General features: G+C 66.6%; 14 protein-coding genes. 1 reads left to right on the top strand and 13 read right to left on the bottom strand.

What is annotated here, in order from left to right; translation table 11 throughout:
• Positions 1–137 precede the first annotated feature (137 nt).
• From AZC_RS16630 to wecB, 12 genes are all read right to left on the bottom strand, one after another.
• Positions 138–1,973: a putative bifunctional diguanylate cyclase/phosphodiesterase gene (locus tag AZC_RS16630; RefSeq protein WP_012171750.1), complete on the bottom strand. Its 1,836-nt coding sequence runs from the start codon at positions 1,971–1,973 to the stop codon at positions 138–140.
• Positions 1,974–2,693: 720 nt separating this feature from the next.
• A complete protein-coding gene (locus AZC_RS16625; protein ID WP_012171749.1) occupies positions 2,694–3,605 on the bottom strand; it encodes an amidohydrolase family protein in 912 nt (303 codons plus the stop codon).
• 1 nt (position 3,606) lies between these two features.
• Positions 3,607–4,893 (bottom strand): MFS transporter, encoded by a 1,287-nt coding sequence (locus AZC_RS16620; RefSeq protein ID WP_012171748.1) that lies wholly within the window; start codon positions 4,891–4,893, stop codon positions 3,607–3,609.
• Positions 4,894–5,007: 114 nt separating this feature from the next.
• Complete coding sequence (locus AZC_RS16615; RefSeq protein ID WP_244421729.1) at positions 5,008–5,919, bottom strand: helix-turn-helix domain-containing protein; 912 nt, start codon at positions 5,917–5,919, stop codon at positions 5,008–5,010.
• A gap of 325 nt (positions 5,920–6,244) precedes the next feature.
• Positions 6,245–9,556 (bottom strand): bacteriophage N4 adsorption protein A, encoded by a 3,312-nt coding sequence (locus AZC_RS16610; RefSeq protein ID WP_043879497.1) that lies wholly within the window; start codon positions 9,554–9,556, stop codon positions 6,245–6,247.
• A gap of 286 nt (positions 9,557–9,842) precedes the next feature.
• Positions 9,843–10,826, bottom strand: a complete 984-nt coding sequence (locus AZC_RS16605; RefSeq protein WP_043880418.1) for an alginate O-acetyltransferase AlgX-related protein — start codon at positions 10,824–10,826, stop codon at positions 9,843–9,845.
• Positions 10,819–11,898 carry an alginate O-acetyltransferase AlgX-related protein gene (locus AZC_RS16600; protein WP_012171744.1) on the bottom strand — a complete coding sequence of 360 codons (1,080 nt, stop codon included), beginning with the start codon at positions 11,896–11,898 and terminating at the stop codon, positions 10,819–10,821. Before AZC_RS16600 ends, AZC_RS16605 begins: the two co-directional genes overlap by 8 nt.
• A gap of 10 nt (positions 11,899–11,908) precedes the next feature.
• Entirely contained in the window at positions 11,909–13,294 is a 1,386-nt protein-coding gene (locus AZC_RS16595; RefSeq protein WP_012171743.1) for an MBOAT family O-acyltransferase, read from the bottom strand.
• Positions 13,295–13,318: 24 nt separating this feature from the next.
• Positions 13,319–14,014, bottom strand: a complete 696-nt coding sequence (locus AZC_RS16590) for an alginate O-acetyltransferase AlgF (RefSeq protein ID WP_052285971.1) — start codon at positions 14,012–14,014, stop codon at positions 13,319–13,321.
• Positions 14,014–16,131 carry a glycosyl transferase family protein gene (locus AZC_RS16585; RefSeq protein WP_012171741.1) on the bottom strand — a complete coding sequence of 706 codons (2,118 nt, stop codon included), beginning with the start codon at positions 16,129–16,131 and terminating at the stop codon, positions 14,014–14,016. The genes AZC_RS16590 and AZC_RS16585 overlap by 1 nt, the downstream gene beginning before the upstream one ends.
• A 24-nt stretch (positions 16,132–16,155) precedes the next feature.
• Entirely contained in the window at positions 16,156–18,387 is a 2,232-nt protein-coding gene (locus AZC_RS16580) for a hypothetical protein (RefSeq protein ID WP_052285970.1), read from the bottom strand.
• A gap of 71 nt (positions 18,388–18,458) precedes the next feature.
• On the bottom strand, positions 18,459–19,580 hold the full coding sequence (gene wecB / locus AZC_RS16575) for a non-hydrolyzing UDP-N-acetylglucosamine 2-epimerase (RefSeq protein WP_338010011.1): 1,122 nt from the start codon (positions 19,578–19,580) through the stop codon (positions 18,459–18,461).
• Positions 19,581–19,813: 233 nt separating this feature from the next.
• On the opposite strand from wecB, the gene AZC_RS16570 reads away from it, so the two are divergent.
• On the top strand, positions 19,814–20,743 hold the full coding sequence (locus tag AZC_RS16570; RefSeq protein WP_052285969.1) for a DUF4434 domain-containing protein: 930 nt from the start codon (positions 19,814–19,816) through the stop codon (positions 20,741–20,743).
• 52 nt (positions 20,744–20,795) lie between these two features.
• Here the strand turns inward: AZC_RS16570 and AZC_RS16565 are convergent, their stop codons facing one another.
• Entirely contained in the window at positions 20,796–22,199 is a 1,404-nt protein-coding gene (locus AZC_RS16565; protein ID WP_012171737.1) for a sigma-54 interaction domain-containing protein, read from the bottom strand.
• Positions 22,200–22,333 lie beyond the last annotated feature (134 nt).

Below are 22,333 nucleotides of genomic sequence, written 5' to 3'. Positions count from 1 at the left end.
CTTATTCGTCTCGTGCCCAGCCTGCGCTGGCTTACGGCAATGTACCGCCATCTGGAATGCCCGTCCTGCCGGCATGGGACGTGGTCCAAGAAGTCGTCTTGGACCACCGTTCCGGCGGGCAGAAGCCTTCGCGCGCGTCAGCGGCCGGGGCTGAGAAGCAGGGCCTCGAATTCCTGCGCCGGCATGGGCCGGCCGAACAGATATCCCTGTCCTTCCGGGCAGGCGCGATCGGCGAGGTAGGAGCGTTCTTCCTCGGTCTCAATGCCCTCGGCTATGACGTCTATTTCCAGCGCCCGCCCCATCTGAAGGATCGACGAGACGACAGCCGCTTCGCGAGGTGAGCGAAGCATGGCTTGGACGAAGCTGCGATCGATCTTGATGCAGTTCACCGGATAACGCGTCAGCAGGCTGAGAGAGGCGAAGCCGGTGCCGAAATCATCAAACGCAATGCCAACGCCCATCGCCCTGAGCTCCGTCAGGGCGTCCAGGGCGATGGCATCGTTCGACAGTACGATGTTCTCGGTGATTTCCAGTTCCAGCGCTTCCGGCGGGAGGCTGTGGCGGTCCAGGGCATCTTCGACCTGCTTCGGCAGGTCACCGCTGCGAACCTGCGAAGCGAAAAGGTTGACCGCCATGCGGAAGCCCCCGGCCCCAGACCGCCGCCACCGCGCGGCCTGGGCACAACCTTCCTCGATCACCCAGCGCCCCACCACGGATGCCAGGGGGCCGGCGTCCAGCGAAGGCAGAAACACCGCAGGCAGGAGGAGACCTCGGCTTGGGTGAAGCCAGCGGATCAGCGCCTCTGCGCCGACCAGGGCCCCGTCGTCAAGACGCACCTGAGGTTGGTAGAACAGCCGAAGCTCTCCGTTAGACACGGCTCGATGCAGGTCCAGGCTGGACAACCGCCGATCCAGGGCTTCATTCCGCAGCGCGGGCGAGTAGAGCGCGATGCTTGCGCTGCGACTGATCTTGGCAGCATGGAGCGCGAGGTCCGCATCACCGATCAACTCCGCCGCAGCCTTCGTGTCGTGGGGTGAGAAGGCAATTCCGCAGCTGGCACTGATCGTGACATCCTCACCGACAAGAGGATGAAGGCTGGTGATCTTCGAGAGGAGCAGGCGAGCGAACGACTCGGCCATGGCCTCGGAAAGACCTCCAAGGACCACGGCAAATTCGTCCCCACCAACGCGTGCAACGGTAGCGCCAGCCGTGGTCTCCGCGGACAGCAGTCCGGCGATCGCTTTCAGGACGTCGTCCGCCGCCTCCGGCCCCAGGATATTGTTGATGTCCTTGAAACCGTCGATGTCGAGCATCAGGACAGCACAGGGATGCCCGCAGAGCAGGGTCGCCTCTACCGCCCGATAGAATTGGCGGCGATTTGCCAGACCCGTGAGCGCATCGGTGCTGGCGAGGAGGGAAAGCTGCTCAGGATCAACGGCGCGGACGTGGATCTCATTTCCGCGCCTTGACGCAAGGTCGCCAATACGGCGGATCTCCAGCCTGTCCATGACGACATGCGCCAGTTGGCTCAGACGTTCACGCTCTTCGGAAGCAAATCCAACGCGCGGAAACGTATCCAGAATGCAAAGAGCGCCAATGGCATGACCATCCCCCGACAAGAGGGGCGCCCCCGCATAAAAGCGAATTCCGGCTGCGCCGGTAACAAGCGGGTTGTCGTGGAAACGCTCGTCCTGCTCTGCATCCGGCACAACCATCACCTTGCCCTGAAGGATGGTGTGGGCACAAAAGGAAACCTCCCTGCGCTTATCCACTGCACCGAAACCCGCACTGGCGGCGAAGAAGACGTGATCGGAACCGATCATGTTCACCGCTGCCATGGGGACCTTGAAGACGTGCAGAGCCATCTCGACGAGCGGGGAGAGGTCCGCAACAGGCATTTCACCAGAGAGGCGGTAGCTGTCCAGAGCGGCGAGCCGCTCCTTCTCGTGGGGAGGCACCGGAGGGCACTTCATGACTTAAATCCCTCCCATAACAATCGAAAATGACAACTGAAATTGGGCTTATTCCCTTTAAAGTAGCATAAACGTCAATTGAACGCGAAGGCGTCATGGATTCTCTCATAAGGTGTATTTTTACCGTCAAACGGCTGCGGTGCCGCCCATAAGAATTCAACCGCGCTGTTCTAGCTGGAGCCGTTTCATCTGGATCATGCCGCCATCTGGTGCTGGTCAAGCATGCCGCGATGTCTTCGCGTGACGATAACCTCTCTCAGCCTTTGCGAGGCGCGTGAGCGTTATGGCTACGGCAGCGTGCAGCTGCTGCTGCGACTGGAAGGCTGGTTGGTCGATCAGAAAAGACCCTGCAGGATCTCCCACGAGCGAGTCTCCAACTGCGCAATGAGCCCCAAAGCGTCGCAGGAAAGGCTCGGAATGCGTCTTCCGCAGCCGTCTTTGGACCCACGGGAAGAGTAATGCTCGCTTCTCCGCGGCGAGCCGGCCGACGGGGCCTCGATTGACGCGTTTAACGGCCGCGTCGGAGTGAATGCCTGACCATCCACTGGCGCTGGCGGATGCGGTCGAAGACGCGGGGAGCGTGGGCTGGATCCTGCAGCGAGGACCAGCCACACGCAGCCGCCGGCCATAAGCGTCCAATCTTCTTGCCGAGCAGGCGACGGCTTAGCCAGTGCGCCGCCGTAGGGGAGGCCGCTCGGGTGGCTCAGAGGTGATCTCTGCTCAGGCGGCGCCGCCGCCAACACCCGCGCCCGGTGGGAAGCCGTAGAGGCGCTGCGCGTTGGCCGTAAACACCCGATCGCGGGCAACAGGATCGGGCACCCAATCGGCCATCAGGTCGAGCAGTTCGCCGATGTTCATCATCGGCCCCCAATTGGCGACATTTGGCCAGTCGGAGCCCCAGACGCAGCGGTCGGGGGCGGCCTCGTGAATGCGCCGGGCGAAGGGGATGGTGTCCGCATAAGGCGGGCCGGAGACACTGTTGCGATAGGCGCCGGACAGCTTCACCCAGCCGCCGTCGCGCAGCAGCGCCAGCATGGTCTGGAAGCCGGGATCCTCGAGCCCGCGCGACACCGGGAAATGCCCCCAATGGTCGATCACATAGGGCACCGGCAACTGGCCGAGTTGCGGAGCGATCGGCATCAGGTCAGCGGCATCGACCAGAAACTGGAGGTGCCAGTCCATTTCCCGTGCAAGGGCGGCATAGGAGCCCAGCGCGTCAAAGCCGATGCCGCCGCCATACAGCACGTTGAGCCGGAGGCCGACCACGCCGGCCTCCTTCATCGCCGCCAATTCGCGATCCGCCAGGCCAAGCGGAATGACGGCGATGCCGCGGAGGCGCTGCCGGTTCGCGCGCAGCGTGTCCAGCATCAGGCGATTGTCCACCCCATGGACGCTCACCTGCACCAGAACGCCATAGGTCATGCCGGTGCCATCGAGCATGGCCAGATACTGCTCGGCGGTGGCTTCAGGCGGCGTGTAGCTGCGCTGGGGCACGAAGGGATAGGCCGGCGGCACGCCGATGACATGGGCGTGGCAATCCACGGCTCCCGGCGGCACCGCGTATCGGGTGGGGCCGTGGGGATCGGGCGCCGGCCCCGGACAGACCGGGGCGGCGCTGGTTTCCGGCGTCATGTCATGCATCGGCGTGCAACACCTTGCCGCGCGTCTCGGGCAGGCCATAGGCGGCCAGGAAAAACACCACATAGGCCACCATCGCGAAGATGCAAATGGCGTTGGCCAGCGAGGTGGTCTGCGAGAGATAGCCGACCAGGAACGGGAACAGCGCTCCGATGCCGCGGCCGAAGTTGTAGCAGAAGCCCTGACCCGAGCCGCGCAGCCGGGTGGGATAGAGCTCGGTCAGGAACGCGCCCATGCCGGAGAAATAGCCGGAGGCGAAGAAGCCCAGCGGGAAGCCCAGCACCCATAGTATTTCGTTCGACAGCGGCAGCTGGGTATAGGCGAGCACCACGGCCATGGCGCCGAGCGAGAACACGAGGAACAGGCTGCGGCGGCCGAAGCGGTCCGAGAACCAGGCGCCCACCAGATAGCCCGCGAACGAGCCGACGATCAGGGCCGCCAGATAACCAGTGGAGCTGACGATGGACAGATGCCGTTCGGTGGTGAGGAAGCGCGGCACCCAGAAGGTGATGGCGTAATAGCCGCCCTGGCAGCCGGTAGCCACCAGCGAGGCGAGGATGGTCACCTTCAGGATCGGGCCCCGGAATATCTCGAGGATGGAGGGCCGGTCGCCGGAGGTTTGCCCGCGCTTGATGGTCTGGGCCGAGACCTCGGGCTCCTTCACATAGCTGCGCAGGTAGAGGACCAGCAGCGCCGGCAGCGCGCCGATGCCGAACATCCAGCGCCACGCCTCCTCTGCCGGCATGAGCGAGAACAGGGCCGCCTGCGCCAGCACGGCGGCGCCCCAGCCGATGGCCCAGCCAGACTGCACCGATCCCACGGCACGGCCGCGATACTGCGCCCGGATGGTCTCGCCCATCAGCACCGCTCCGGCCGCCCATTCGCCGCCAAAGCCGATGCCGAGCAGGGCGCGACAGATCAGGAGCTGCTCAAAATTCTGCGCGAAGGCGCAAAGCAGAGAAAAGAAAGAGAACCAGAGGATGGTGAACTGAAGCGTGCGCACACGGCCGATGCGGTCCGCCAGATAGCCGGCGCCCCAGCCACCGAGCGCCGAGGCCAGCAGGGTCACAGTGCCGGCGAGGCCGGCGGCGCCTGCATCCACGTTCCACAGCTTGATGATTGTGCCAATCACCAGCGGATAGATCATGAAGTCCATGCCATCGAGCGCCCAGCCGGTGGCGCAGGCCCAGAAGGTGCGGCGTTCCGGCAGGGTCATGTCCCTGTAGAAGCCGGTCAGGCTGGTATCCGCGGCTGTTGCGGCCGCATTGGTGGTCGATGACATCTGTGCCTCCCTTGATCGCCGTTCAGCGCGGCGTTTGGCGGGAGAGTGGGATGATCTCGGCGGCGGCGTCTTCCGGAAAACAGGCCGCATGGGCCCTGCTTGGGGCCGCCTTTGTCAGAAAAGTGACCGCTGCCGCAGCTGCCGCCAGCGGCCCGGGCTCTCTCCCGCAAGCGTGCGGAAGGTGGCCCCGAGATGGGACTGAGACGAGAAGCCGGCGGCCAGCGCGACCTCTGCAATGGGAAGCGCGGTATCCGCGAGCAGCTCCTGTGCGATGCGGACCCGTTCCTCCAGGATGAAGCGGTGCGGCGTGAGGCCGGTAGCGCGGCGGAAGGCGCGGATGAAGCCCGACGGCGTCAGGCCCGCCTCCTGCGCCAGCATGGCGAGCGTGATGTCGGCACCGGGATCGCTGCGCACGCGGTCAATCACCCGCTGGCCGAAGCGGGAATCAAGCTCCGGCACCTCGGGCGCGCGTCTGGCCGCGAGCGGCACGGCATACCGGTCCGAAACATGGAGGGCGAGCGTATAAGCCAGCTGCTCCGCCAGCAGGGATCGACCGGAGGCGGCCTCGGCGCACGCCTCAACGATGCGCTGCGACGCCAGCATCAGCAGGGGATCGTCCACGTCCCAGGCACGGTCCATCAGCTCGACCCGGCGGCCACAGCGTGCGGCACCGATCTCGTCCAGCAGGGTATCGCCCAGATAGAGGATCAGCAGCTTGCCGCTGTTGACCGCGGGCACGGCATCAACAAGGACATCGCGTCCCGGTACGCCGATGCGGAAGCGGCCCGCCTGCACGCTGCCATCGCGGCGCACGCTGCCGTTCTCCATCAGCACATGCCGGCGCACGTCGTAGAGCGTGATGGCGACGGTCGGGCAGGGCAGGTCGCCATAGGCATAGACGTGGGGGCCGTTCACCTCGCTCAGGGCCGCTGCAAAGCCGCCGCTGGACCAGAGGTCGATCAAGGCGGACTGGCGGCGGCCGGTGACGCGCTCGGCATGCTTGATGGGATCGAGCCGGATGTCCATGGCGGTGACAGGGGCACGGAACGTCGCGAGGCGACACAAGTATTCATCAGAGCCGATCGGCCGCGACAATTCAAGGCGGTTGACGCCGTCCCGACGCGCCCAGGCATGCCCCGTTTGTGTGGTCCGTGCGGACTCTCGCCGATATTCGGCCTGTGGGTTTATGCGCCAAGATCTGCTCTCGCCCTGGCTATCAAAGCGTGGGCTGGGAGTGTAATGATACCTTTCTGACGAGCCTCAGCCTCGAGTCCAGCTCAATCGCAGGCGTGGCCGGTCACGGACGCCACCTGCACCCAATAATGTCGTCCCATCGAAATCATCGGGTGACTCAGTAAGACACCACCGCTCCGGCGAACAGGCCTTCGCCGCGGTCGTCGCCGGCGAGTTTGAAACGGTATTGGAACGTCAGATCGAAGTAGGACATGGGGGCGTGATACACGTCCTCGCGGAACCAGTACCTGATGTTGAGGCCCGGGCCGGCGCCGAGGGTGAATGGCGTGGCATAGGCCGTGTCATAGCCCCCGCCTATCGCGAGGAAGGGCGTGACCATGAGGTTGCGGCTGATGGCGTCGGCGCGATAGGCGCGGCCCCAGCGTGCCTCGAAGAGGCCGATGCGCTCGGGCTGGGAAACGTAATAGTCGCCCTCCACATAGGCCTGCCAGTAGTTCCATTCGGAGACGTCCACCCGCAGGTCGGTGCCCTCGCCCAGCGAATAGGCCGCGCGAAGCAGCCAATCCTCGCGGGCGAGCGCCCCGATGGGAAAGAGATAGGCGGATTCCAGGACGAGGTTCTGCGTTGCGAAGGGCTTCCAGCGCACGCCCACGCTGCCTTGCGTCGTGTCCCAGCCGGTGCTGGAGCCGTTTTCCGCGTACCAGGTCTGGAAGCCACGGGCGAAGACCTCGAAGATGGCGCCGTTCTGATAGCCGATGCCCGGTGGGCGCCAGTAGATTTCCGCGCCGCCCTGGATCGTGTGTCCTCCGTTCGGCGGGGGAGCCAGGGGGGAGGAGGGGGCAACACCAACCGCACCGTAGCTGGCGGAGACATAGGCGCCCCAGGTTCGGTCGAGTTCGGACACTTCCCGGCGCAGGCCGTAGACGGTCTGGGAGGAGGTCTTGAACTCGCCGCTGTTCGCCGAGTCGATGGCTCGCATGAACAGACGCTTGGCGTCTTCATTCTGGAAGCTGGCCTTTGCCGCGTAGGCCGCGTCCATCAGGCCGGGACCGCGGCGCAATCCGCCCTGTTCCTCGGCCTCGTGGAAATACCGCCACGCGAGTTGACGGTCCCCGGCCTGGCTGGCCAGATAGGCCATGTCGAGGGTGGACAGGCCCTTCAGCTCGCCGCTGGCGTAGGCGGCCTCGAAGCGCGCCTTGGCTTCGGCACTTCGCCCAAGATCGACCAGTTCTGCGATCCCGCCGCGGAGCATGGTCAGCCGGTCGGCGGGCGAACGGGCGCGGAGATAGGCCGCATCGAAGGCGGCGAGTGCTTCCTCGTGGCGCCCCAGCGCCTGCAGGGCGAAGGCGCGGCGTGCGGCGACGTCGTAGCTGGCATCGCTTCCGAAGGCCGCGAGCTGCTCAAGCGCCCGCTCCGGCTGCTTGGCACCGAGGAGCGCATCCACATAGGCGAGGCGGGCATTGCGGACCTCCGTGCCTTTGAGGCGGCCGGAGGCGAGGGCGGCGGCGAAGTCCGCTATCGCGCCCGGATAGTTCTGCATCCGCGACCGGAGATAGCCCCGCTGGAGCAGCACGGCTCCGTCGCGCGGATCACGGGCGAGAATCGCGGTGGCGGTCGCCTCCGCCTCGGCCAGCTTGCCCTGGCCTGCGAGCGCGCTCAGCAGCAGCATGCGGTAGTTGGCGTTGCCGGGATCGGACGCCAGCGCCCGCCGCGCGGCCGCGGCGGCTGCAGCATAGTCCTTGACGCCCATGGCCCGGAAGCCGGCGGTTGCGTCCTCGTAACCCGGCATTCCGGGGCCGCCGAGGCCGCCTCCCGTGCCGCCGTAATAGACCGAGCAGATGATCCCGTAATTGGTGGACTGGCACAGGGTCGAAGGCGTGATCAGTGCGGGTCTGGCACGGCGCGGATTGGCCTGCATCTGCTCGGCCAGCTTGCGCTGGTCGGCAACGTCGGCGTTCTTCTCGCCTTCGATCGGCTTGAGCAGCGCCAGCGCCTGATCGGGCTGGCCCGCCGCCAGCGCGGCGTTGCCGGCGATGAGGCGATAGTTCAGGATTTCGGTGTCGGTCAGAACGTTGGACTGGAGCGCCCGCTCGAAGTCTGCGGCGGCTTCCGTCCGGTTGCCATTCTGTTGCAGCAGGAAACCGCGCAGCATGCGGGCCAGCGCGTCGGTCTCGTCCTGCTTCACCGCATCATTGGCCGCCGCGAGCGCCGCTTTGCTCTGGCCCGAAGCCATGAGGGCGGAGATCAGCAGCAGGCGGTAGTTCATCGTGTTGGGCGCGCGCGAGACCGCCTTCTGCGCGAGATCCGCAGCCGCCTTCGCGTTGCGACGCGACAGTTCCTTGATCGCCTGGTCGGCAAGCGGCTCGCCGAGCTCCGTCTGCGCCGAGGCACGACGGCCGAGCAGCGAGGAATCCGTATCGCCGGCAGCCACGGCCTGCGCAATGGCCGCATCCAGCGCCTCATACTGCTTCGAGCGTTCCAGCACGTCGATCAGCAGGCGCCGCCAGGCGGTGTTGTTGGGAAACGCCTGTAGCGCCTCCCGGATCTTGGCTTCAGCAAGCTTGTCGTCGCCTTTGCCATAGGCCTCGTAGGCGTCCTCGGCGGCCTTGTAGGCGGGGCTCGTCACGCCGCTCAGCCCGGGCGGCGTGGTTGCCGGCACCAGCTGACAGACGGGTCCGTAAGGCGTGTCGCGGCAGCTCTGGTAGGGCACCGGCATCGTCCGGTTGGCATCACGTGGCACGACGCTGGGATTGGCGATCTGGGCGTTGGCGACATCGCGGCGCGCCGTGATGGCGCCATCCTGCGTGTTGCCGAGCGGCTCGAGCACGGAAAGCGCACGCCGTGGCCGTCCTGCGGCGATGGCTGCATCGGCGATCACGATGCGGGCGTCGCGGGCGGCCGTACCCGTCAACACCTCGTCCTTCAATGCACGATCGAAATCCTGCTCGGCCTCCGAGATGCGCCCCAGGCGCTCGCGGATATAGCCCCGCAGGATCTGCGGCAGGAAGGCCTGCGGATCCACCTTGATGGCGGCGGTCGCCGCCTGTTCGGCGGCATCGAGCTGATCGTCGGCGAGGAGCGCATAGACCAGCAGCACGCGATAGGAGAGGTCGTCCGGCACCAGCTCAATGGCCTTGCGGATCTCCGCCTGCGCCCGTTTGGGGTCGCGTGCTTCGAGCGCCTTGTTGGCGGCGAGCGAGGGCGCCTGCGCGAGCACGCGGCTCATGCTTCGCGTGCGCGCGGTGAGGCTTTCATCCTTGATGCCGGCGGCCGATGCCGCCCTGGCGGCGGCCATGGCATCGGCCACCTTGTCCTGAGCCTCCAGCGCATCCATCAGCAGCAGCCAGAGCCGGGCCACGTCGGGCCGGAATTTCAGCGCCTCGCGGGCCTGATCCGCGGCAGTCGTGTAGTCCTTCGCCCGGTATGCGGCATAGGCCTTGTCCGCAGCTTCCCATGCGGGGCCCGTCAACGGGGCTTCCTGCGCCAATGCGGGTGTATGAATGCTCAACGCGGTCACGCTGACCGTTGCGATCAGCATAGCCGCAAGGGACAGGCGCCGCATCGTTCTCATCGTCCCGGCAGCGGGAACATGCGGCTTGGGAAACTCGGTAGCGCTCGTCATGGCGCTACCGTCGCCCAGTCCGGTTAAACGGCAGTTAAGGTTAACTCGGGCCTCGGCTTTTTACTTTTCCATCACCTGCGCAGGACAGATGACATGTCCGGATATTTACGGATCCGAAAGATTTTGGGCGCCCTCACTTGCCGATGGCGGCCGCCATGCGGTCACGCCAGACCTGGGGCTGCATCAGGGATGTGGAATCCCACTGTGCGCTGGCGGCCGGGCCGCTATGGAACGCCCCCTCGTTGAACTGCCAGACGACGACCTGCGGCGGCTGCTTGGCGAAATCCGGCGAAGTCACATATTGCAGGAAGGTGAACCAGGGCCCCACGTTGCCGGGATTCCAGGTGAGCGACACGGGCCTGTCGAGATCGTTCGAGAGGCGCTGCGGGAAGCCGAGGTAGGGCTGCACGAAACTGTTGCCCACCACATGGACGGGGGCGGGCGCGGCGTCCAGCAGGGTCTTCTTGGCCTCCGGAGGCGTCCGTACCGTGTAGAGGTCGGGACCGACCTGCTTCTGCTGCTCAGGCGAAAGGAAGCGCTGGGCGAGATCTCCCATGTTGCGCTGGGTGACCCACTCGCCGAGCTTGTCTCCCGTGCCGGCGCTGCCGGACAGTCTGACGCCGGCCTTGATGACCTTGGCGACCTCGTCCGCCGCCGCCTCGGCAGACCAGGCGGTCCAATGGTAATCGGCGCGGTAGAAGGCCGTCTGCCGGCCCGTCTCCACGCTCTTGAGCACCGGACGCAGATCAACGGTATCGACACCTGCGGCCTTGAGCTGGGAGAGGACGAAGTCGTAGCGCGCGCCGACGTCAGGCGTCAGGCGCGTGCCGTCGGGCAGACGGTCTTGATAGAAGCTGGCCTTCAGCGGCACCACCATGGTGATGAGCTTGATGTTTCGGGCATTGAGCCGGTCGCGTGCATCCTTGATGAGCCCGATCACTCCCTCGATGCCCGGCTTGTCCGCATCCGTCAGGCTCTCCCAGCCGGGAAACAGCCAGCCGTTCTTGCCCATGATGATCACGTTTTCCTGCGCCTTGGCGGCCGGTGCCAGCAGGCTCGCGCCGGCGAGTGCGGCGGCGAGGCTGAGGACAGTGCGGCGGTTCAACGTGTCAGTCATGGGCATGGATCTCCATGTAGCGGCGCTCCGCCGCAGTGAGCGGAAGCGTGAGGGAGCGGGCGGGCCATTCCCATATCACCAGCTTCACCGGCTTCAGGGCCTCCGGCCCCTTGTCGAGCAGGGCCAGCAGCGCGCCGGAAAAGCCGCCCCCAGCCTCGCTGCGCTGGACCACTTCCCTTTGCAGCGCGTGTTGAAGCGATTCAAGGAAACCGGAATTGAGGGAATAGGACGAGCCCGCAAGCACGGTGTCAGGTGCGGGGGCATCGTCCAGCAGGCCGCCGGAACGGGCAATATCCGCGCTGATGTCCCGCACGGTGTCCGGCGCGGGGCCGAACCAGGAGGCGGTCCGCGTCAGGTTGGCGAGGCGCATCAGGTCTCCGGGCCGCAGATGGTCCGGCCCTTCGGTGAGCGTCACCTGGGTCTTTCCCTCACCGTCGAGGCGACGCACGACAGCAGCCACGCGCGCGGCTGCAAACGCCGCGCCGGAAACGTCCCAGTGGGTGTCGGTGCGCAGAAATCCGGGTGCGGGCCAGTCGGCCGTTACGTCGATCTCGTTGAGCTTAAGCTTTGCCGCATGCGCGTGCCATGCCGCGAGCCGGTCACGGGCCTGCGAAGAGACCGCGAGGGCGCAGGATGTCTCCGGCGTCATGGCCACCTTGTCCGGCACCGGCAGGACCACCAGCGTGATCCCGCGCCGGGCAAGATCCGCCGCGATCATCCCCGCCATCCGGGCCCGCGCTTCAAGGTGGGACGCTCCGCCTTTCACCTCCAGCGTCTCCTCGGCGAGAAACAGCCAGCCCGGGCAGCCGGCGCGCACCTGCGCGCCCGCATCCTTCAGGAGGGCGTATGTGGCTCCATCCACAAAGCCGTTCAGCGCGGCGCTCTCCGGTGCTCCGGCGGCAACGTCGCGGTCGAAGGCGGCAGCAAAACTGCCGGTGAGGATGCCCTGCCAGCTGAAGCGATCCAGCACGGCGCGCCCCGCCGGCCCTGAAAGGTGGGCGGCCACCGAGACCAGCCCGCCGACGCAGCAGGCGAGGAAGAGGAAAGCGGCGACGATGCGATGGTCCCTCATCCGCGCCTCCTCAGAACTGGAAATACAGGAAGGGAACGACCGTGCGGCCCTGGAGCACCCAGACGGCGGCCAGCCACAGCGGCAGGGCGGACCAGGACGTCAGCCAACGTCCCTTAGCAGCCAATTGCGGCGAAGCCCGACCGGCGAGCGGTACGTAAACGAGCGCGATCCCCAGCGCGATGGTGAGCAGATGCGTCGGTCGCAGCGCGGCACCGAGCGCGTCGGAGAGCCCCCAGCCGTTGGCTCCGGACAGACCGTGAAGCATCACGCCGAACTCGGCCCAGGTCTGGGCGCGGAACAGCAGCCAGCCGAACAGCACGAACAGCAAGGTGGCGACGTGGCCGACGAGTACCGGCGGGACGGGAAGGCCCACGGCACGCCACAGGCGCACCCACACGAGGCCGATACCGTGCCACAGCCCCCACACGAGAAAGGTCCAGCTCGCGCCATGCCAGAGGCCGCCGAGGCCCATGGTGATCATGACGTTCACGCAGGAGCGCGCCAGCCCGGTGCGGCTGCCGCCGAGGGGGATGTAGAGATAGTCGCGCAGCCACGTGGACAGGCTGATGTGCCAGCGCCGCCAGAATTCGGTGATGGAGAAGGACAGGTATGGATTGTCGAAATTCTCGTGGAATTTCAGGCCCACCATGAGCCCAAGGCCGATGGCCATGGAACTGTAGCCGGCGAAATCGAAATACAGCTGGAGCGCATAGGCCAGGACCGAGAGGCCGACGTCCGCAGCGGATGGGTTCGACAGCGAGAAGCCTGCATCCACCAGCGGCGCCAGCGTGTCCGCCAGCAGCACTTTCTGGGCGAACCCGAGCATGAAGCGCTCGACGCCCAGTGCGAACTCGTCCCGGTCGAAGGCGCGCGCCTTCAGCCGCTCGGCCACCCATTCATAGCGCACCACCGGACCGGCAACGAGGTGGCCGAACATGGACTGGTAGGTGGCGTAATTGATGAAGGAGGGTTCGGCCTTCACCGTCCCGCGGGCTACGTCCACCGAATAGGAGATGGCGCCGAAGACGAAGAAGGACAGACCGATGGGCAGCACGATGGCCTGCCAGCCGGTGAGCGGGGCGCCGAGGGAGAGCGCCGTCTCCGCGAACAGGTTGGCGTACTTGAACCAGACCAGCGCCAGCAGCGGCCACAGGATGGCGACGATCAGCGGCAGGCGCCGCCGCTCCGGCGGACGCGCGGCGATCCACAGGCCGGTAAGCCAGGACCAGACCGCGATGGAGACGATGAGCGGCAGGAAGTCGAGCCGCCACCAGGCGTAGAAGGTCCAGGAAAAGGCGAGGATGACGAGATTGCGCCAGGCGGCGGGCGCCAGCGCATAGGTCGCGAGGAAGACCGGCAGGAAGAGGAAGATGAAACTGTCACTGGCAAAGACCATGCGGCGGCGCCTCCCGATGCGCCGTCAGTTGGCCGTGCCGCGATAGGGCTCGGTTTCGTCCACCTGTCCCTGCAGGATCGGCGCGGTGGCGTTGCCGCCGAGGAACAGGCTGTAATGATCCCCCGCCTTCAGCTTCGGAAGGCGCACGGGCGCGGAGGCGAGAGGACCGCACCTCCCCACGAGGCTGGCGTCCACCGGGTTGATTGCGCGCTGACGGCTCTCGCTCTGCGGCACCCCATCGAACACGGTCGGGCCGTCGGCGACGGCGAGGGCGGCCGTGCATCCCTCGGCCAGATTGTAGAAGCGCAGCATGACCTTGAGGTCGTCTCGGCCTTCCGTGGCATCCGGCAGCGGCTTTGCGCTCCATCCCCCCGGACCGCCCGACAAGGCGATGGTGAGGAAGCCGTCCGCCACGGGCACGATCTCGCCGGCGACCGGCTTGCCGTCCACGGTGAGCGTCACGGGCTTGCCGCCGGGTGCCACTCGATAGGCAAGCGCGCGTTCGGTGGCGGGACCGAGGGTGACCGGCGCGCCGCCCGCGAGGGAAACGGCCGCCGCGGCAGCGGTGGGGTTCACCACGCGCACGTAGGCTGACCCCTGGGGCGGTTTCGGCGCGTAGAGTCGTGTCAGCGGCGCCGTCTGGGCGCCGGCGAGACCGGGAAACATCACCGCCGCGGCCAGAAGCACGGCGAACCCCGCCTCAAGATGTCGCTGGCCCATCACGCCTCCACCTGCTCGCGCGCCTGACGCCGTTGCTCCTCGAATGCCGCCTCGACCGCTTCGCGTGTCACGACGCCGCGCGCGACGAGGAAGTCACCGATGCGGCCGTCACGCTCGGGGCGGTAATCCGCGATGGCATGCTCGAAATCGGCGCGCTTGACCAGCCCATGGTCCATGAGCACGTCGCCCAGCAACGGCACGTTTCCGTGTTCGGCCGTCGTGAACTGGTCGGGTGCCTCCGACAGCAGCCGAAGGCCGGATGCGATCTCGCTCTCGCGGGCCACGAACTGCCGCGGTACGCCGCCCAGCGCATTGCCGACCTCCAGCAGCGCTTCGGCGGGCAGAGGACCGCCCACGGCGATGCGGGGCGTGCCATCCGGCGCGGGGCCGATCGAGATGGTCCGGAAGCGGACGCTCAGGGCCCGCGGCATGTCGTCCGCGTGCAGCTTCACATCCTCCGCGCTGAGGTGGCAGCGGGGCAGGTCGGCCTGCACGGCGATCGCCTCCGCCAGCGTTTCGTCATCCAGCCAGCCTTGCGCCATGAGCACGCGGCCCAGCGGGATGTCCCGCTTCTTCTGCTCCGCGAGGGCTTCCTCGAGGCGCCCGTGGTCGAGCACCTGCCAGGTCAGCAGCAAGTCGCCGAGACGGCGGCGGCGGGCCAGCAACTGGTCGGCGGTCGGAAAGAAGTGGGCGGTCTTGTCCCACGTCACCGGTGCGCCGAAGATCGCATTCTGAAGGAAGACGCGCCACGCGCGGGCGGCGGCCATGAAATTCACCGCGGTGCAGACCACCATGCGCGGCAGGGAAAGCAGGCCCTGCTCGTAACCATAGATGCGCGAGACGAAATAGGCGCGCTGGATGGCGCGCAGGAAAAGCGCTGCCAGATTGAAGCCCAGAACCCAGCTCAGCCAGGGATTGTCGGCAAACACCGGCGGGAAGCGGACGGTCCAGATGCCGGCGAGCGCCGCCAGATAGAACAGCATGAAGTGGATGACGAGCACGTAGGCAAGGATGCCCACGAGCGAGGTCACCAGCGATTTCCGGTCACGGAACAGCAGGTATTTGGTCGCGAGCGAGCCTGGCCATCCGATCTGACGCCAGCTCTGCAGGGCGATCCCCAGCGTCCAGCGAGCCTTCTGCCGGTAGGCGGCGCGAAAATTATCCGGGAAGAACTCACGCACGCACAGCGGCATCTCCAGCGTGGTCACGCGCTCGTTGCCGAACATGGACCGGCGGCGAACCTCGTACTGCACCGGGAAGCGCACGAAGATCGACTTCATGCCGAGACGGGACAGTCGCAGGCCGATGTCATAGTCCTCGGTCAGGCTGTCCACGTTGAAGGGACGGCCGCCATTCTCGGCACAGAGTGCGAGGAGAGCGTGGCGCGAGAATCCCGTGCCGACGCCCGCCGACGGCACCATGCCGGAGATGCTTTCGCGGACCGGCAGGTCCTTGCCGTGCCATTCCGCGAACTCGTCCATGTAGGTGGCTGCGACCAGCTCGTACCAGTTGCGTTCGAGCGAGACTACGGGCAGCTGGACGAGGTCCTTGCGGGGCAGGAGGTAGTTGAAAAGATAAAGCTCCAGCGGATGCAGGACGTCCTCGCTGTCGTGCAGCACCACACCGGCGAACTCCGTCTGATGGAGTTCCTCGTAATGGAAGATGGCCTGGATCACCCAGTTGAGGCAGTCTGCCTTGCTGGTCGGGCCGTTGTGCGGCAGCTCCACGCGCTGGAGTTGCTTGTAGCGCCGGCGCATGCGCTCGACCTCTGTGATCGTCTCCGGGTCGTTGGGATAGGTGCCGACGAAGATCACATAGTCGCGGTAGTTGAGGCTCGCGACCATGGTCTCGAGCATGACCGCGATCACCTCCGACTCCCGCCAGGCCGGAATCATGATGGCGAAGGGCTGCTGGTCCTTCTCCACCAGCTGTTCCGGCGTCAGCGGCTGGAACAGCCGCTTGACCGTGAGCCGGCGATAGCCTTCGCGGATCCAGAAATAGGCGTCGATGAACAGGTCATCGAGGCTGGAGATGGCGATGACGATCGCCGTCGCGGCAGCGACCCATTCCAGGACGACGTAATATTCGGCGCCCCCGTAGGTCAGGAAATACTGCATGCTGCCGCCCTTCCGGATCGCGTCTCACTGCCGCCTGGACGCCGCACGGCGCGCCAGTGTGGCAAGCAGCACGAAGAGAAGGAAGACGATGATCCCGGCGCCGATCACGATGGCGCCGAAGGAGCGGCCGACCTGGGTGAAGATGCTGAAGGGATCGCGCTCCGTGGCGGCGGCGACGCCGTCGGAGGATTGCGTGTCGATCGCGACCAGCGTTCCGTCGGCTGAGAGCGCGGCGACGTCGCCGCGTCCGAGCAGGAAGTTCGGATTGAGAACCGGGGCCTCCTGGCCGATGGTGCGGTAGACGACGCCGTAGCGGTCACCGGACTTCACCGCTTCGGCAACCCCGAGCCGGGAGAGGCCGGAAACGTCCAGCATGGGCCGGTTGCCCGAGCCGTTGAGGACGAGGCGGCCACCTTCCACATGCACCTTGCCCTCCACGCCGGCGACCCGCGCGTCCACCGCGAGGAAGGCGTTTTCCGGCCGAGCCTCGGCGCCGTCGGCAACAACCGTGAAGTCGGAGCGCTCCGGCGGGACGCCGGCGGCATACGCGAGAGAGATCACACGGCCGAGGGTCGCGGGATCGGCGAGATAAGCGCGCGGGATCACGAGCGTCGCCTTGTCCGACAGGCGGGGCATGACGCCGATGAAGCTGACCGCCGACGGCGCCTGGGCAAGCATCACGCGGCTGGACGGCAGGACGGCCACAGGGAAGGCTTGCGGCACTTCGCGGCAGCGGTCGCTTACCGGCTGACGCTGGACCACCACGCGCAGGGTGTTGCGGGCGAGCAGCGCATAGTTGGGCACGCTCACCGCGATGCGCTCGGGCCTTCCGTCGGCGGTCAGGCTCCGGGCGCCGAGCAGGAAGTCATTGAAGAACACCGAGGCGATCGCAGGCGACGTTCCGGCGCCCGGGGCGGCGGAGACGTCAAGCTGGAAGCCTTCGGGAATCCGTCCGCCGGTGAAGGTGGAGGACAGGTCGAACGTGGCGCTCCATTCGCCGCGGGCCAAAACGTCGAAGCTGCCGGCGCGGCCGCCGAGCAGGGAGAGCGGGAGGGACGGGGCATTGGCGAAATCGGGTCCGTTCGCCGCTGCGACGCGGACGGCCGGCACCAGGCCGAGCGGGCGCCAGAGCTCGGACAGAAAGCCCGCCGCATTGCCGCCGCCCTGTGCGGTGATGGCAATGACCGGGTGGCCGGCGCCGGGAAGCAGGCGGATGGTGTCGTTGACTTCGACGACGGCCGTGCGGCTTTCGGCACGCCACTTGGCGATGTTGGCGGCGGCATCGGTGGACAGCCCGGCAATCTGGCCTTCCAGAGCCTGAAGGGCGGCCTCCGTCTGGGCGCGGTAGCTGTCGCTGCCGATCACGATGTCGGCCTCGAGGCCGGCCTGACGCTGCAACAGGAGAAGGGCGCCCACTTCCGCATCGCTGGCGATCCGCACCCGACCGCCGCGGGCGAGTGACTGGAAGGGACCTACCGTCTGGAGCGCGGCCGGGACGGCCAGGCCCGTGGTGTCCACTTCGTCGCCGATCCGCGGAAGGGTGCGGATCTGGGCCGTCTTGCCGCCTCGGGCGAGCACCACGCCGATCCGCCACGCCGCATCATAGACTTCCTGGGGAAGCGTGCCGTTCGGCACCAGGATGACGGGCTTCGTGGGCAGCGCCGACCAGGCTGTCGCGATGTCCCGGATGGCGGCCGTGTCGTAGCTATAGGTGAAGCGGGTCGCCGGATCGATCTCGAGCACGTTGCCGATGGAGCGCTCGTCGTCGCACAGATCCCGCCCGACCACCGATGACCAGGCGATGTTGAGATTGACGAAGCCGCTGGGGCGGGGCTCGCCGGTCACCGGCAGCGTGGCGGAAACGGCCCCCTGGTCCTCGGTCACGGCGCGGGAGAGCACCGGCACGCTGTCCACCGCGGCCACGTAGGTGGTGCGGCCGCCTTCCCCCCGCAGATAGCGGCCTTCGAGGTCCACGCGGGCATCGCGGATCGGAACGCCGGCCGGAACGGGAAGGAACAGGTCGCGGCGCGCATCCATGCCGTTCAGCACGATGGACCGGCGGATGCCCAGTTCCGAGAGCGCAACGGTGCGTGCGCCTCGCCCGCGCGCCGTGAGGCGCTCGATGGCCGCTGCAGCGGTCTCGCCGGGATCCGTGGCGGACTGCGCGCGGGCCATGTCAAAAGAGGAGACCACCAGCGCGGCGAGCGCCACGCAGCCGAGGGCCGCGCTCTTGAAACGGTTGTAGTGGACAGACATTACGACCCTCGAACGCGTGACGGACCGGCCTTTCGAGGCCTGAAGAGCTCTATGACCGATCATTTATTAAATTACCTCCGCATGCGTGCGGGCCGCTGCGCCGCACGGTCATGGAAAGGGAGCGGAATGCGTCCGCACAACACGTCCACGATGCGACGGCTGGCGCCGCCGTCGCCATAGGGGTTGATGCGCGCAGCCGAAGCCGACGGACTGTCGGCACGATCGAGAATGCGGGTGACATGCGCGACGATGCGGGCGGCGTCGGTCCCCACAAGTTCCACCGTGCCCGCCGCGACGGCCTCGGGGCGCTCGGTCACGTCCCGCATCACGAGGACCGGCTTGCCGAGGGACGGGGCCTCCTCCTGCACGCCGCCGGAATCGGTGAGGATGACGTTCGCCCGACGCATCAGGGCAACGAACGGGACGTAGTCGAGCGGCGCGATGAGGTGCAGGTTCGGCTTTCCTGAAAGGCGTTCGTGCACCGGCCCGCGGACATTCGGATTGAGGTGGACAGGGTAGACGATCTCGATGTCCTGCCTCTGCGCGAGCGCGGCCAGCGCTTCGCAGATCTGGGCAAAACCTTCGCCGAAATTCTCCCGCCGGTGTCCCGTCACCAGCACGAGGCGTCGACCGGGGTCCAGGAAGGAGAACTGCCGGTCGAGGGTGGCTTTCAGTTCCGCATCCGCATCGATGCGGCCGAGCGTCATCAGCAGCGCGTCGATGACCGTATTGCCGGTAACGAAAATCCGCCCTGGTGCCCGTTCGTCGCGCAGATGCGCGGCGGACTGCTCGGTGGGGCTGAAGAGGTCGCGGGCCATGCGGTCCACCACCTGACGGTTCATTTCCTCCGGCCAGGGCTGGGTGAGGTCGTAGGTGCGCAGGCCGGCTTCCACATGGCCCACGGGAATGCCCCGATGAAAGGCAGCAAGCGTGGCCGCGAGCGCGGTCGTGGTATCGCCATGAACCAGCACATAATCGGGGCGGTGGGTGGCCAGGGCCTCGTCAAGGCGTGCCAGCACACGGGACATGAGCCCATTGAGTGTCTGGTTGGGGACCATCACGTCGAGATCGATGTCCGGCACGATGCCGAAAAAAGACAGCACCTGATCCAGCATCGCGCGATGCTGTCCCGTCACGCACACCAGTCCCGACAGATCCGCAGACGCCTCGATGGCTCGGACGAGCGGCGCCATCTTGATGGCTTCAGGCCGCGTCCCGAATATGCTCATCACCTTCATGAGGTACCGGTTATCACCTGTTGATCGGCCCCTGTTGCGAGACCTGACGCGCTCCCTGCAGGCGATGGCCTAGCATGGAACGACGATATATGAATGACTGTTAATTTGGTATGCTGATTCCATCATTTAATCCGGGCCTGAGTTCTCCCACCCGCCGCGGGCTGATGTGGGTGGTAGCGGGATGTGGCGTGCTCGCCCTGACTTCGTCGGGCCCTTTTCAGCGCTGGCTGCCGCGCCGGCTGGACGGCACGTTTCTCCAGGCATGGAAGAGTGACCTCGATCTTCCGCGCAGCGCGTGGGCAGAGCGCATCCACCTGTTCGCGACCCTGGATTGCCGCCATCTCATCCTGCAGTGGGTCTCCTTCGGCCAGGAATACGGCCTGTCCGATCCGCTGCTGCTGGATATTCTCGACTTTGCCCTGGCGGCCGGGGTGCGGGTGACGTTCGGCCTGCCTTATGATGGGGGATACTGGCAGATGCTGGCCTCCGGCGATCGGGCAAAGCGCGCGGCCTTTCTCGATCGCGTCGGAACGGAGGGCGTGGCGTTCCTTGAGGCCGCGCGCCATTCCAACCATCCCGCTTTCGCCGGCTACTACATTCCCTACGAAATCGACCAGTACAGCTGGGCCGATCCTGCGGACCGCGATCTCCTCGCTGGCTATCTGCGCCGGATCAGCGCCGCCGCGCGGGGGCCGGGCGTGCTGTCCATCTCCACCTTTCGCAGTGGCATTCCAACGACGGCGACGCTTGAGGGACTTTGGGAGCGCATTCTGACGTCCGTGCCCCTGAAGCTGATGGTGCAGGATGGGGTGGGTGTCTTCGGCATGGCGAATTATGCCCGCCTCGCCCCGCTGTTTGCGACGTTGCGCCGTCGAGGCGCTGATTTCGATGTGATCGTGGAGCTGTTCACGGAGAAGCCTTCCGGCCGCACGGATGGCACGACCTTCGCGGCAGATCCGGCCACGATCGGACGGCTGCAGGCGCAGCTCGCGGTTGCCGCCGGAACCGGTGCGCGGCGTCTCATCGGCTTCGCCGTCCATCCCTACATGACCGATGGTATGCCTGGAGCGGCCGACCTGCGGCGCAGCTATCTGCGAGCGCTGTCCGCGGGCGCATGAAGTACGGCCGTTCCGGACTTCAGGCTACCTGCGAGCTGCAGGCGCTGTCCCTTCACCCGGTGCCGCTCTCTCCAAGGCCGTGGCGCTGCATCTTGGCGTAGAGATTGGAGCGGGAAATTCCCAGTGCGCGGGCAGCCGCCTGCCTGTTGCCGCATCGGCGCAGCGCATCCGTGATCATCCGGCGTTCAAGGTCCTCGACCGCATCGGAGAGGCGCGTGGAGGGCGGCGTCTGGGCTGCCGATGGCTCGGCCTCGATCCCGAGCGCCGCGGCGATATCGGCGGCGTCGATCCGGTCGCTCTCGCTCCGCACATAGGCCTGCTCGATGACGTTCGCGAGTTCACGGACATTTCCGGGCCAGGTGTGGGCCTCGAGCAGATCGAGCGCGCCACGGGAGAGGGGGCGGAAGGCCACGGCAAAGCTCTGGGCGATCCGTTCACTGAACTTGCCGGCCAGCAGCTCGATGTCGCCCGCGCGTTCGCGCAGGGGTGGGAGCCGGATGGAGAGGACGTTCAGCCGGTAATAGAGGTCCTGCCGGAAGGTGCCGGCCCGCACCATGTCCGCGAGCGGGCGGCTGGTCGCGGCGATCACGCGCACATCGACACGGGCAAGCTGGTTCGAGCCGACGGGTTCGACCTCGCCGTCCTGAAGGGCGCGGAGCAGCTTGGCTTGCAGGGCAAGCGGCATGTCGCCGATTTCGTCGAGGAACAGCGTTCCCTCATGCGCGATCTGGAACTTGCCGGGCCGCGGCTGCCGGGCCGCCCCCGTAAAGGCGCCCGGCGCGACGCCGAAGAATTCGGCCTCAAGCAGGTTTTCCGGGACGGCCGCAACATTGATGGCGACGAAAGGCCGGTTCACCCGGCCGGAGGCCGCATGGATCGCATGGGCAATCATCTCCTTGCCGGTGCCCGTTTCGCCGAGCAGCAGCACTGGGGAGCGCACGTCGGCGGCCCGGCGGAGCAGGCGTCCCACCTCCCGCATGGCGGCGCTGGCTCCGAGAATCTGTTCGCTGGTGTAGCGGTGGGAGCGTGTGGTGGAGAGCGCCTGCTCCATGCGGGCGAGGCGGGACTGCAACTGGTGGACACGCTCAGCAATGGGGCGCAGGTGCGGGATGCTGTTCTTCAGGGCGAACGCAAAGGCGCCGATGATCGTGCCGGTCTCGTCCCGCAGCGGCAGGCGCGTCACCAGCAGCGACGTGTCGCCATACTGGATGATGTCCAGCGGCTGCGGCTGCCCCGTCTCCACCACTTCCCGGAGGCGGCTGTGGGGGATGACGCGCTCGATATCCTGCCCGACCACATCGCTCAGGCGGACGCCGCCGAGAAGGGCGAGCTGGCCCGCGCTGAACCAGACGACCCGGGAGCGATGGTCGACGATGGTGGCGCCGTCGATCATCTCCTCCACCATCTGGAGGAGCGAGCGCGCGGCGGAAAGCCTCTCTTCGGCCGAGAGGGACATCGGCGCCTCCTTCGGGAGTGTCCGGAATATGGACGGAGCTGTCAGAATCTAGAACGTCTCGTGTTCAACGGGAAGGCGTTGGAAATGAACGCGCGGAGGCGTCGGCTTTGGCTTGGACGTCCCAAATGCTGGAC

It is taken from the genome of Azorhizobium caulinodans ORS 571 (assembly GCF_000010525.1).
GTDB lineage: Bacteria > Pseudomonadota > Alphaproteobacteria > Rhizobiales > Xanthobacteraceae > Azorhizobium > Azorhizobium caulinodans.
The sequence above is the reverse complement of the archived record's forward strand: the minus strand, read 5'-3'. Positions and strand labels throughout refer to the sequence as shown.